Annotated in this window: 11 protein-coding genes and 1 pseudogene; 5 read left to right on the forward strand and 7 right to left on the reverse strand. The window is 65.1% G+C overall.

Annotated elements, in window-relative coordinates; genetic code table 11:
• Nucleotides 1-11 precede the first annotated feature (11 nt).
• A complete protein-coding gene (sucC, locus tag ACZY0B_RS20900) occupies nt 12-1,193 on the reverse strand; it encodes an ADP-forming succinate--CoA ligase subunit beta (RefSeq protein ID WP_463766121.1) in 1,182 nt (393 codons plus the stop codon).
• 263 nt (nt 1,194-1,456) lie between these two features.
• Between sucC and ACZY0B_RS20905 the strand changes: the two genes are divergently transcribed.
• Both ACZY0B_RS20905 and ACZY0B_RS20910 read left to right on the forward strand, forming a co-directional pair.
• The gene (locus ACZY0B_RS20905; protein ID WP_463766122.1) at nt 1,457-2,542 is read left to right on the forward strand and encodes a M23 family metallopeptidase; all 1,086 of its coding nucleotides are present in this window, start codon (nt 1,457-1,459) and stop codon (nt 2,540-2,542) included.
• A 1-nt stretch (nt 2,543) separates the two neighbouring features.
• Nucleotides 2,544-3,107 carry a hypothetical protein gene (locus ACZY0B_RS20910; RefSeq protein WP_463766123.1) on the forward strand — a complete coding sequence of 188 codons (564 nt, stop codon included), beginning with the start codon at nt 2,544-2,546 and terminating at the stop codon, nt 3,105-3,107.
• A 7-nt stretch (nt 3,108-3,114) separates the two neighbouring features.
• Here the strand turns inward: ACZY0B_RS20910 and pcrA are convergent, their stop codons facing one another.
• On the reverse strand, nt 3,115-5,451 hold the full coding sequence (pcrA, locus tag ACZY0B_RS20915) for a DNA helicase PcrA (protein ID WP_463766124.1): 2,337 nt from the start codon (nt 5,449-5,451) through the stop codon (nt 3,115-3,117).
• A 297-nt stretch (nt 5,452-5,748) separates the two neighbouring features.
• Here pcrA and ACZY0B_RS20920 point away from each other — a divergent pair, with 297 nt between their 5' ends.
• Together ACZY0B_RS20920 and pgi are read left to right on the forward strand one after the other, a co-directional pair.
• A complete protein-coding gene (locus tag ACZY0B_RS20920; RefSeq protein ID WP_463766144.1) occupies nt 5,749-6,072 on the forward strand; it encodes a chorismate mutase in 324 nt (107 codons plus the stop codon).
• Between the two features lie 112 nt (nt 6,073-6,184).
• Nucleotides 6,185-7,849 (forward strand): glucose-6-phosphate isomerase, encoded by a 1,665-nt coding sequence (gene pgi / locus ACZY0B_RS20925; RefSeq protein ID WP_463766125.1) that lies wholly within the window; start codon nt 6,185-6,187, stop codon nt 7,847-7,849.
• Between the two features lie 7 nt (nt 7,850-7,856).
• Here the strand turns inward: pgi and ACZY0B_RS20930 are convergent, their stop codons facing one another.
• Nucleotides 7,857-8,432 (reverse strand): TetR/AcrR family transcriptional regulator, encoded by a 576-nt coding sequence (locus tag ACZY0B_RS20930; protein WP_463766145.1) that lies wholly within the window; start codon nt 8,430-8,432, stop codon nt 7,857-7,859.
• Nucleotides 8,433-8,524: 92 nt separating this feature from the next.
• Here ACZY0B_RS20930 and ACZY0B_RS20935 point away from each other — a divergent pair, with 92 nt between their 5' ends.
• Nucleotides 8,525-9,856 (forward strand): oxygenase MpaB family protein, encoded by a 1,332-nt coding sequence (locus ACZY0B_RS20935; protein ID WP_463766127.1) that lies wholly within the window; start codon nt 8,525-8,527, stop codon nt 9,854-9,856.
• A 2-nt stretch (nt 9,857-9,858) separates the two neighbouring features.
• Here ACZY0B_RS20935 and ACZY0B_RS20940 read toward each other — a convergent pair whose 3' ends face one another.
• From ACZY0B_RS20940 to cobF, 4 genes and pseudogenes are all read right to left on the reverse strand, one after another.
• On the reverse strand, nt 9,859-10,608 hold the full coding sequence (locus ACZY0B_RS20940; protein WP_463766128.1) for an SDR family oxidoreductase: 750 nt from the start codon (nt 10,606-10,608) through the stop codon (nt 9,859-9,861).
• 42 nt (nt 10,609-10,650) lie between these two features.
• The gene (locus ACZY0B_RS20945; protein ID WP_463766146.1) at nt 10,651-11,118 is read right to left on the reverse strand and encodes a zinc finger domain-containing protein; all 468 of its coding nucleotides are present in this window, start codon (nt 11,116-11,118) and stop codon (nt 10,651-10,653) included.
• A 150-nt stretch (nt 11,119-11,268) separates the two neighbouring features.
• A pseudogene (locus tag ACZY0B_RS20950) lies at nt 11,269-11,514 on the reverse strand (DNA-formamidopyrimidine glycosylase family protein); the annotation flags it as partial.
• A gap of 43 nt (nt 11,515-11,557) precedes the next feature.
• Nucleotides 11,558-12,310, reverse strand: coding sequence for a precorrin-6A synthase (deacetylating) (cobF, locus tag ACZY0B_RS20955; RefSeq protein WP_463766129.1), 753 nt, complete (start codon nt 12,308-12,310; stop codon nt 11,558-11,560).
• Nucleotides 12,311-12,326 lie beyond the last annotated feature (16 nt).

The raw sequence follows: 12,326 nt of genomic DNA on the forward strand, positions 1-12,326 counted from the left end.
GCTTGGTTCCCTTACTTGTTCGCCAGCTCGGCGGCTTTGTCGGCACCGGCGTCCATGGTCTCTGCCTGGATCACCAGCGGGTGGTTGGCCGCAGCCAGGATGCGTCGGCCTTCGTCGACGTTGTTGCCGTCGAGCCGGACGACGAGCGGCTTGTTGGCCTCGTCGCCGAGCATGTTCAGCGCGGTCACGATTCCGTTGGCGACGGCGTCGCAGGAGGTGATGCCGCCGAACACGTTCACGAACACGCTCTTTACCTGCTTGTCGTTCAGGATGACGTCGAGGCCCGCGGCCATCACCTCGGCCGACGCGCCACCTCCGATGTCGAGGAAGTTGGCCGGCTTGACCCCACCGTGCTTCTCGCCGGCGTACGCGACGACGTCGAGGGTCGACATCACCAGACCCGCGCCGTTACCGATGATGCCGACGGCGCCGTCGAGCTTGACGTAGTTGAGGTCGTGTTCCTTGGCCTTGAGCTCCAGCGGGTCGGTGGCGTCGCGGTCCTCGAACTCGGCGTGGCCGGGCTGACGGAAGTCGGCGTTGGCGTCCAGGGTGACCTTGCCGTCCAGCGCGAGGATCTGGCCTGGGTCGTCTTCCCCGCGGGAAGGCGTGCGCACCAACGGGTTGACCTCAACCAGCGTGGCGTCCTCGGCGACGAACAGCTCCCACAGCTTGGAAATGGTGTTGGCCGCCGCGTCGAGCACCTCGGCCGGCAGGTGGCCCTGCTCGGCGATGGAACGGGCCTTCGCAAGGTCGACACCGGTCACCGCGTCCACCGGCACCTTGGCGAGCCGCTCGGGCTTGGTGGCGGCCACTTCCTCAATCTCCACGCCGCCCTCGACAGAGCACATCGCCAGGTACGTCCGGTTGGCGCGGTCGAGCAGGAACGAGATGTAGTACTCCTCGGCGATGTCGCTGGCCTCGGCGACCAACAACTTCTTCACCACGTGGCCCTTGATGTCCAGGCCGAGGATGTTCTTGGCGTGCTCGTAGGCGTCGTCGGGTGTGGCGGCGAATTTGACGCCGCCGGCCTTGCCGCGTCCACCGACCTTCACCTGCGCCTTGACCATCACCGGGGCGCCGACTTCGGTCGCGATTTCCTTCGCGCCCTCGGCGGTGTCGGTTACCCGACCCGGCGTAGTAGGTACGTTGTGCTTAACGAACAGTTCTTTCGCTTGATACTCGAAAAGGTCCATGAACTCACTGTCTTCGCTCGACTTATTTGCAAGGTCTACAGGTCGGCGGTGCCGAATCGGCAACTCGCACGGTGGAACTGTATCCACCCTCCAAACGGCCGCTACCGCCGCGTCCACCGATGTGGCACAGCTCACGACACGCCAGTCGGGGCTAAACGTGATCCAGTTCACAATCTGCCGCCGAGGTTGCCAGCCGGATCGGTAAACGGATAACGTCCTAAAGTCCAGATAACGTTATGGTCACGATACGAGGACATTTCAGCTTGTCCCAACACCGTCTTGCGCGCTCTCCTGCCTCGTCAGGAGCTGGCCGCTTCCACCGCGAGAACTGGGCTCAACCGCACCGCAACGAAGTCACCGAAATTCTGCCGTTGGACGGCTTTGACCTCGATGACCTGGACTTCGCGGACTCCGGCGAATTCGACGACCTGGACCTCAGCGGCGACTCGACGTTCGATTACGAAGCTCAGGTGCTGCTCTCGCCCGAGCTCGATGATCTGGATGAGACCGACGATCTGACTCCTCGACGGCTGGCGGCCCCCACCCCCGCCGCCACCAACGAGGCACTGTCCCAGCTCGCCCTCGAGCTGGACCCGAATATCGCCGGCTCGGACGCCACCGACGTCATCGGTGTCGCACGCCGCGGCGGGCAGCACCGCAAGCAGCCGACCAGCGCGGCGCGCGGCCGCGTGCTGATATCGGCGATGGCCGCCGGCGCGGCGGCCGCTGCGGCGCACACAGCGACCAGCCAGGCCGAGACCACCCAGGCCGATACCGTGCTGACCGCCAACGCGTCGGCGCTGATCGGCGGATCGAGTGGCAACACCACCCGCGGCGCCCAGGTGATCGCGGTCCAGCCCGCGGCGAGCGCTTTGCACAACGAGGAGCTCGCCAAGGGCGTGGCCTTCGCCAACGACCGCGCCCAGCGCGAGGCACGACTGCAGCAGCCGCTGTACGTCATGCCCACGCACGGGATTTTCACGTCGAACTTCGGATATCGCTGGGGTGTGCTGCATGCCGGCATCGACCTCGCCAACTCGATCGGAACGCCGATCGTCGCGGTGTCCGACGGAGTCGTCATCGACGCCGGGCCGACCGCCGGCTACGGAATGTGGGTCAAGCTGCTCCATGCCGATGGCACGGTCACCCTCTATGGCCACATCAACACCGCACTGGTCAGCGTCGGTGAGCGCGTGATGGCCGGCGACCAGATCGCCACGATGGGCAACCGGGGCAATTCCACCGGCCCACACCTGCACTTCGAGGTGCTACAAGGCGGCACCGAGCGAATCGACCCGGTGCCATGGCTGGCCAAGCGAGGAATTTTCGTCGGCAATTACGCTGGTTGAGGTGACCGCGCCGAACGACCCCCCACCACCCGAGCCGCCCGCCGAATCACGGACACGCATCATCCGGCGTGCTCCGACCGGACCGATACCCACGATCCCGGAATCCCCGACCACGCAGGTGCCGCGACAGGTCGTACCCGAGCAGGAATCCACTCGCGCGGCCGCGCGTAGCAGCTCGACGAGCCGCCCCGTCGAAGAACCAACCCCCCGGACGGTGATCGCCGCCGCCGCGGTCAGCATCGTCAGCGGATGGGCCACCTCGGTGGTGGCCACCGATTTGATCACCGGCTGGTGGCGGACCGATCGCATGTTCTGCATCGCGATCGCATTCCTCGCGCTGGTTTTCGCGACGACCACCGTCGCCGGCGTGATCATGCTGCTGCAGCGCCGCTCCCTGGGCCGGTACCTGATCATGACGGGCGCGGTCGTCGCGGTGTTGACCTACGGCGGCGTCTTCATCGCGGGCGCTCGAGTTGCGTGGATCGTGCACGCCTTCCCGCTGCTCCCGATCGCCACTGTGGTGTTGGCGATGCGCCCGCAGACCAAACAATGGCTGCGGGCGTAGCCGCGGCTTAGAGCTTGCTGACCGGGGCGTGGTTGTGCATCAGCTTGACCCGCCCGGCGCTGCCGAAGTCGATCAGCGACATCGCAGACTCGCCGACGCCGGACACTTCCTCGACGCGGCCCAGCCCGTACTTGTCGTGCGTCACCCGATCGCCGGCGGCCAACACCAGCAGCGGACGCTTACTTGCTCCGGAGCGGGTGGGCGCGGCACGCGGCGTCCCGAAACGCCCGGCACCGCTGACCGGCGCGCTGTACGACGGGGCCGGTGCGGTGCGCCGCCACTCCATCAGTTCTTGCGGAATCTCTTGCAGGAAGCGCGATTCCGGGTTCAGCATCGGCTGCCCCCAGGAGGACCGGATGATGGCACGGCTCACATACAGCCGCTGCCGGGCACGGGTGATGCCCACGTAGGCCAGCCGTCGTTCCTCGGATAGTTCGGCCGGATCGTCGAGCGCCCGCATGTGCGGGAACATGCCGTCCTCCCAGCCGGTGACAAACACCACCGGGAACTCCAGACCCTTCGCGGTGTGCAACGTCATCAGCGTCACCAAGCCGGCGGTGTGCTCGGGAATCTCGTCGGTATCGGCGACGAGCGACACCCGTTCCAGAAATGAGGCCAGCACCCCGGTTTCGGGCACGTCTTCGTCTTCGGGGGGGCGCAGGGATTCGTCTAGCGCGGCGGCGTTCGCCTGATCGATGCTGAATTCATGTGCGACACTTACGAGTTCGTTGAGGTTGTCCAGCCGGGCCAATTCCTGCGGATCGGTCGAGGACTCCAGCTCCCGACGGTATCCGGTGCGTTCCAGCACCGACTCGACCAGATCCCCGAGGTCGTCATCGAGGCGGCCCCTTAGCTCGTCGAGCAGCTCGACAAAGCCCGAAATCGCCTTTTCCGCGCGGGAATTCAACATCGGGACTTTACCTTCAGCCGCGGCGACCAGCGCGTCGGCGAAGCTGGCGCCGGTGTTCTCGGCGTAGACCGCCACACACGCCTCGGCACGGTCGCCGATGCCACGCCGCGGGGTGTTGAGGATGCGCCGCATGCTGACCGCATCGCCGGGGTTGTCCAGCACCCGCAAGTAGGCGACGATGTCGCGGATCTCCTTGCGCTCGTAGAACCGCACTCCCCCGACGACCTTGTACGGAATTCCGGCGCGGATGAACACCTCTTCCAATGACCGCGACGAGTTGTTGGTGCGATAGAAGACGGCTACATCGTTATAGGTAATGTCGCCGCGTTCAACGAGCGCGTCAATTTCTTGGGCAACGAACCTGGCCTCGTCGTGCTCATTGTCGGCGACATAACCGACGATCAACTCTCCCTCGCCGGCGTCGGTCCAGAGTCGCTTCTCGCGGCGCCCGGAGTTACGCGCGATCACCGAATTGGCGGCCGAAAGAATGTTCTGCGTTGAGCGGTAATTCTGCTCAAGCAAAATGGTGGTCGCCTCGGGATAGTCGCGTTCAAACTCCTCGATATTGCGAATGGTGGCGCCCCGAAACGCGTAGATCGACTGATCGGCATCGCCGACCACACATAACTCTGCGGGCGGCACGTCATCGTCGGACGAATCTTCGTCGTCGCGTCCGACCAATTCCCGCACCAGCACGTACTGGGCGTGGTTGGTGTCCTGGTACTCGTCGACCAGCACGTGCCGGAAGCGGCGCCGGTAATACTGTGCGATCTGCGGGAAGGTCTGCAGCACCGCGACGGTTTCGCCGATCAGATCGTCGAAGTCCAGCGCGTTGGCCGCCCGCAGCCGCCGCTGGTATTCGCCGTAGACGGAGGCGACGGTGCGGGCCAAGTCATCGGAATCGTCCGTGAGGTTGGACACAGCCTGATCAGAATCGATCAGCTCGTTCTTGAGGTTGGAGATGGCGACAGAGAGCAGTCGCGGCGAGTACCGCTTGATGTCCAGGCCCATGTCGCGCCCGATCATCTGCAGCAGGCGCCGCGAATCGTCGGCGTCGTAGATCGAAAAGTTGGAATTGAGGCCTTTGATCAGGGAGGCCTGGTTGCGCAGGATGCGCACGCAGGTCGAGTGAAACGTGGACACCCACATCGCGCGGGCCCGGTTGCCGACCAGCCGCACCACCCGTTCGCGCATCTCAGCTGCGGCTTTGTTGGTGAAGGTGATGGCCAGAATCTGCCCGACCCCGACACCGCGCGCGGCGATCAGATAGGCGACGCGACGCGTCAATACCGCGGTCTTCCCGGATCCCGCGCCGGCCACGATCAGCAGGGGCGAGCCCTCGTGGACCACCGCTTGTCGCTGTTGAGGATTGAGTCCGTCGAGCAGCTGATCGATCTCGGCGGCGAGCTTGGCATCGGTTGCGTGCGCAGTCATGTCCGCCTAAATTTACCGCCGACGTCCGACGGCAAGTCCCCAGGCTACGACCGCATAGCAAGGTCGACTGCAATCAACTTTTCGTTTTGCTCCCGCGTGTCCGCGCGTGTGGCACACTCGGTACATGGACAATCCGCAGCTTCATCGCCGCCTCTCGATCCTTGAGTGGCGTCGCCGATTTTACTGTGGGTACCGGCCAGCGGTGCCCATGGTCTAGCTGTGATTGCTAGAGCCCTGTGGTCCGCCTTCGGATTCAGGGCTCGAACTTTTTCCAGACGGCTAACGTTTCGAAGCCCAATAGCGAACAAGACAAAAAGAACAACAGCAAAACAACACGGGGGTGTAGGGATGAGCGTCGAGATGATCGACATTGAACAGTTGGCGAACATCGAAGAGTTGCGCCTAGAGATTGACCGGCTGGACGCCGAGATACTCGCCGCCGTCCGAAGGCGCGCTGAAGTTTCGCGCGAAATCGGCCGGGCCCGGATGGCCTCCGGTGGCACCCGACTGGTGCACAGCCGCGAGATGAAGGTCATCCAGCGTTACAGCGAGCTCGGCCCGGAAGGTAAAGACCTGGCGATGCTGCTGCTGCGCTTGGGCCGGGGCCGGCTCGGCCACTGAGCATCCTCGATACCGAGGTTCGGGTACCGCTAATTTCCTGTATTGCTGGGGGGCAGATTGTGCTGCCCGCTAGCGGTGGCTGTGCCCGGTAAGTCAGCACTAGGGTCGAACCATGACCTCCGTGCTCACCATCCCCGATATCACCGCCACCCCGGCGTGGGACGCCCTACGTAGGCATCACGACCAAATCGGCAAGACCCACCTCCGCGAATTCTTCGACGACGATCCGGACCGCGGCCGCGATCTCACGTTGACGGTCGGCGACCTTTACGTCGACTACAGCAAGCACCGCGTCACCCGCGAGACGCTGCGGCTGCTGATTGACCTGGCCCGCGCGGCCAATCTCGAAGAGCGCCGCGACCAAATGTTCTCCGGCGTGCACATCAACACCTCGGAGAATCGCGCGGTCCTGCACACCGCTCTTCGGTTGCCCCGGGATACCGAGCTGGTCGTCGATGGCCAAAACGTCGTCGAGGATGTACACAGCGTGCTCGATGCGATGGGGGACTTCACCGATCGGCTGCGCAGCGGAGAATGGACCGGGGCCACCGGGGAGCGAATCCGCACCGTCGTCAACATCGGCATCGGCGGTTCGGACCTGGGCCCGGTGATGGTCTATCAGGCACTGCGCCACTATGTGGACGCGGGGATTTCGGCACGCTTCGTCTCCAACGTCGACCCCGCAGACCTGGTCGCGAAACTCGCCGATTTGGACCCCGCCACAACACTTTTCATCGTCGCATCGAAGACGTTCTCGACGCTGGAAACGCTGACCAACGCGACGGCCGCGCGCCGCTGGCTGACCGAGGCGCTCGGCGACGCCGCGGTGTCGAAGCATTTCGTTGCCGTCTCGACGAACAAACGCCTGGTCGACGAGTTCGGCATCAACACCGACAACATGTTCGGCTTCTGGGATTGGGTCGGCGGACGTTATTCGGTCGACTCGGCGATCGGGCTGTCGCTGATGGCGACGATCGGCCGGCAGGCCTTCGCTGATTTCCTGTCCGGATTCCACATCGTCGACGAGCACTTCAAGACCGCGCCGCTGGAGTCCAACGCGCCTGCCCTGCTTGGCCTTATCGGTCTCTGGTACTCCAACTTCATGGGCGCGCAGTCGCGCGCCGTGCTGCCCTACTCCAACGACCTGGCGCGCTTTGCCGCGTATCTGCAGCAGCTGACCATGGAGTCCAACGGCAAGTCGACGCGTGCCGACGGCACACCGGTTACCACCGACACCGGTGAAATCTATTGGGGCGAGCCGGGAACCAACGGCCAGCACGCCTTCTACCAACTGCTGCATCAGGGCACTCGGCTGATACCGGCCGACTTCATCGGCTTCAGCCAGCCCACCGACGACCTGCCGACCGTCGAAGGCACCGGCAGCATGCACGACCTGTTGATGAGCAATTTCTTTGCGCAGACCCAGGTGCTCGCCTTCGGCAAGACCGCAGCGGAGATCGCCGCCGAAGGCACCCCCGCCGAGGTGGTTCCGCACAAGGTAATGCCCGGTAACCGGCCGTCCACTTCGATTCTGGGCGAACGACTTACGCCTTCGGCGGTGGGACAGCTGATCGCGCTCTACGAGCATCAGGTCTTCACCGAGGGCGTGGTTTGGGGAATCGACTCGTTCGATCAGTGGGGTGTCGAGCTGGGCAAAACGCAGGCCAAGGCGCTGCTGCCGGTGCTCACCAGCGACACGTCCCCGGTGCCGCAGTCGGACAGCTCGACCGATGCCCTGGTCCGTCGTTACCGGACCGAACGAGGACGAGTGAGCTAGCCCGCTCTCAGTGGGCTCGGCTCATGACGTCGGAGCCGAGTCGCCGCACAAAGGTGCGCAGGCGTTCCACGGTCGCGGACTGCGGGTCGGACAGGTGTAGCCGCAGCAGTTCGCGACCGGCGGCATGCAGGATCCGGGCGGTGTATTCGGGATCATGCACTCCGGGATTGGTGCGCAGCAGTTCACGGACAAAGAAATCGAGTACGACGGCCTCGGATTGGGCCAGCCGGGCATACAACTCCGGCGGAGCGCCCTGCGGCGGGAACATGAACAGCCGCCAGGTTGCCGGGTGGGCGTCGACGGCGGCTAGCACACCGTCGAATGCGAGCACAAACGACTGATCTTCGGCGGCAGCGTCCAATCCGGAGATCGCCTCCGCGAATTGGGCGCCCGCCCGCGCCGCTTCGCGGTCGATCAGTTCGACGAACAACCCCGCCAGGTCACCGAACTTTTGATAGATCAACGACCGATTGATGCCAGCCTGCCCCGCGATGCGGTTTGGCGTGGCCGCGTGGAAACCTTCGGCGTCGACGATCGCGTGCGTGACGTCGAGGATCTGCTCGCGCCGCCCCTCGGCGGTCATGCGCCGCTTCGGGTTGACCACAGTCACGCTTGACAGCATAACTAACACCTTGTGAGTATTACTCACTAACTGTTAGTTTGCCGGAGGTTGTGATGGTCACGTACTACCCCGAGCTCGCGCAGCGAGTCCGTAGCCAACGCGATTTGCAACCCGACCTCTATGGAAACTTCGACTTCGACCAGCGGCCCGATCGCCTGGCCACGGAGCCCGACGTCGACACGGCCCTGCCCCCCTGGATCGCCGACCGGGCACCAATCCTGGAAGACGACCGCGTCGTCGAGTTGATGAGCACGGCAACCTTGCTCGGCGATGTCGTCGCCGATCCCTATGCGGCGCTGATGACCACGCACAGCGTCGCGCACCTGATCGACATGCTCAAGACGGCCTGCCGGCACGGACTCGAGGCGGTGCCCGACGCACCGCCCGAGCTGGTGTCGTTCATCGCCGCCATGGAGGCCACCCCGGAGTGGATCGACTTCGACCTGGTGCGCGAAGGCGCTCGCCAAGAACGCATTCCCGCCGCGCTGCTGGCCCCCTTCATCACACGCGGAGCGTTCGTCGCGACCTTCACCAACACCTACGCTGCGCTGCCGATGGCCCTGACCGGCGCGCTCTCCGGCAAGCGGGCCGCCCGCCGCGTCAACGAAACGGCCAGTTTCTTCGCCGTCACCACCTTGCCCGGCGCGCTGGACCGTCACGGCCCGGGCTTTGAAGCCGCAGCCATGGTCCGGCTGATGCACTCGATGGTCCGCTACAACGCGCTGAAGAAGCCGGACAAGCTGGGCCGCAAATGGGATACAGCCATCTACGGCATGCCGGTGCCGCAAGTCGACCAGATGCCCGCCGGAATGATCGGCCAGTACTTGTTGGCCCGCAAGGCGAGTCAGCAGGGCCGCACCGAATTCACCGCCGAAGAACGCGCCGTCGTCGAATTCGCCAGGTATCGCTGCTTTCTGCTGGGCCTGCCGGAAGAACTGCTGCCGTCGGAACCCGCCGACATCATCCACGTTATGCACGCGCGCTCGGCATTGCTGCGGCACGGATTCGACACCATCTGCCAAGAACTCGTCCGCGGGACGATGGCGGCCTATCTGCGTCCCGACACCACGTTGTTCGACCGTTGCGCCGACGCGGTCGAGAAGAGTTTCAGCAAGTTCACGTTTGTGCGCACCTTCTGCAATGGCGATCGTGAAATCGCCGAAGCGATGGGTGTCTCACTGGCGCCGACGGATCTCGTGCGGATTGCGCTGACCGCGCCGTTCATCATCGGACGTTTCACCGCCGTGACTCACGCCAGCCGCATTCCCGTGCTTCGGGACATCACCGACGCCTACGTCATCGGGTTGCTGAAGCTCCGGCTAGCGACGTACGGCAAGCCCGAATTCACCAGCGACGCAGCGCATTACACACCCGTCCCGCACTGACATTAGGCGAAGCGCTTGGTCAGTGGCGGCGGCAGCACCCGCATCAGCTGCGCCAGTGGCGCCCACGGCCAGCGCGGCACCACCGCCCGGCCGGGCTCGCGCTCGATGGCGTCGACCAGCGCCTTGACGCCAGTTTCGTTGTCCACCATCAGCATTGTGCTCGCCGATTTGGCGGTCATCTCCGACTCGATATAGCCCGGCTCGATCACCGAGACCTTGATCGGGCCTTTGGCGTACTCGGCGCGTAGCGACTCGCCCAGCGAGCTGAGCCCCGCCTTGCTTGCGCAGTAAGCGGCTTTGACGCCGGGGACTCCGGTGTTCCCGAGCACCGATGAGATCAGCACCAGGTGCCCCGAGCCGCTCTTGGTGAACATCTCCAGGGCCGTCTCGATCTGCACCAGCGCGGCCAACAGATTGGTCTCGATGGTCTTCTTGTTCGCCCACAGCTTGCCCGATCCCAGCCGGGCTCCGCTGCCGATGCCGGCGTTGACGATGACGCGGTCGATGCCGCCGAGCTCATCGCTCAGCTCCGCGAACACCTTCGGCACCTGCTCGTGGTCCCTGACGTCCAGCGCGGCGACCGCGATCTTGATCGCGGGATACTGCTGCGAGAGCTCGGCTTTCAGCTCATCGAGGCGGTCGGTGCGCCGGGCGCACAGCGCCAGGTCGCGACCTTTCGCGGCAAAGGAACGCGCCATGCCGGCGCCGAGGCCGGAACTGGCGCCGGTGATGAGGATCTTTTGGCGAGTCACCCGGGCAGCATATCGACAGGTGTCAAGTTCGGCGACGATCGGCTACTTGAGCAGCCGTGACATGCGCCGATCGGCCAGCACCTTGCCGCCGGTCTGGCATGTCGGGCAGTACTGAAAAGACTTGTCCGCGAACGACACTTCCCGGACGGTGTCCCCGCACACCGGGCAGGGCAGCCCGGTGCGCGCGTGCACCCGCAGTCCGGAGCGCTTCTCCCCTTTGAGCATCGCGGCACCCTGGCCGACGGAGCGGTTCACCGCGTCGGTCAGCACCGAGATCATGGCGTCGTGCAGGGTGGCGAGCTGTTCGCTGGTCAGCTTCCCGGCCGTGGCGAACGGCGAGACCTTGGCGACGTGCAGGATTTCGTCGCTGTAGGCATTGCCGATCCCGGCAATCACCTTCTGGTCGGTGATGACGGTCTTGATCCGCCCGGTATTGCCGGCCAGCAGGCCGGCCAGGTCGTCGACGCTCAGATCCAGGGCGTCCGGGCCCAGCGCCGCGATGCCCGGCACCTGCTCGGGGTCGTCGACCAGCCAGACCGCCAGCCGCTTCTGGGTGCCGGCCTCGGTGAGGTCGAAGCCCGGTGCACTACCGGGAACACCCAGGTGCACGCGCAGCGCGATGGGCCCCTTGCCCGGCCGCAGCGGCGCCGGGGCGAGTTTGTCCGACCAGCGCAACCAGCCCGCCCGCGACAGGTGGGCGATCAGCAGCAGATTCCCGGCCTGCAGCCCCAGGTACTTGCCCCAGCGGTTGGCCGCGGTAACGGTCTGCCCATGCAGGGCGGTGATCGGCGGATCGAAGGTTTTCAGGACGGACAGCGCCCCGACATCGACGCGGCCGATGGTCGAACCCACGGCATGGCGCCGCAAGTGGGCGACCAGCGCTTCGATCTCGGGCAGTTCGGGCACACATTCAGTTTGCCGATCACAACTGTGAAGTGTCCATCGAGGCTCACGGCGCCCGTAATAAATAGGTATCCATGATCCATCCGTGCCGGGTGCGGGCCTCGGAGCGCAGCGCCACGATACGCGGCCCCACGTCGCCGACAGTGCCCGCCACCAGCAGTTCGTCGTCGGTGCCCAGGTAGGCGCCCCACCAGATCCGGGTGTCGGCGGGGCAGGCCTGAAAACTGCAGTCGGCATCGAGCATCACCACCGCCGAGCCCGACAACCCGTGCGTGCGCAGCTGCCGACCGGTGGTGATCAGCACGGGCTCACCGACGTCGTTGAGCGGGATGCGGTGTCGAGCCGTCAGCGCCTGGATCGCGGTGATGCCCGGAACGACGTCGAACGTGAAGTCGACCTTGGCGGCGACCGCGTCGAGGATCCGCAGCGTGCTGTCGTACAGCGATGGGTCGCCCCAGGCCAGGAAGGCGCCGACGCCGTCGGGTCCCAGCTCGGTCTCGATGGCCCGCGCCCAGATCCGCGTCCGCGCCGCATGCCAGTCGAAGACCGCTTCGCGGTAATCGCCTTGCTGGTCGCCGGGGCTCGACCGCTTTGGATCGGTCAACTCCACGAATCGATAGCCCGGCTCGCGGATGAACCGCGCGCAGATCTCCCGTCGCAGCGCCACCAGGTCGCTCTTGGCGTCGCCCTTGTCCATCACGAAGAACACCTGGGTGTCGTTAAGAGCCTCGATCGCCTGAATGGTCACGTGGTCGGGGTCTCCCGCGCCGATGCCGATCACGTGGATATGCCGACTCACGCTGTACCTCCTGCTG

Source organism: Mycobacterium sp. IDUB_19, from assembly GCF_055419445.1.

Excerpts from the sequence above, each read along its gene's own strand:
- sucC (WP_463766121.1), bottom strand. The coding sequence starts at position 1,193 with ATGGACCTTTTCGAGTATCAAGCGAAAGAACTGTTCGTTAAGCACAAC.
- pcrA (WP_463766124.1), bottom strand. The coding sequence starts at position 5,451 with ATGACTGCGCACGCAACCGATGCCAAGCTCGCCGCCGAGATCGATCAG.
- pgi (WP_463766125.1), top strand. The coding sequence starts at position 6,185 with ATGACCTCCGTGCTCACCATCCCCGATATCACCGCCACCCCGGCGTGG.
- ACZY0B_RS20930 (WP_463766145.1), bottom strand. The coding sequence starts at position 8,432 with ATGACCGCCGAGGGGCGGCGCGAGCAGATCCTCGACGTCACGCACGCG.
- ACZY0B_RS20935 (WP_463766127.1), top strand. The coding sequence starts at position 8,525 with ATGGTCACGTACTACCCCGAGCTCGCGCAGCGAGTCCGTAGCCAACGC.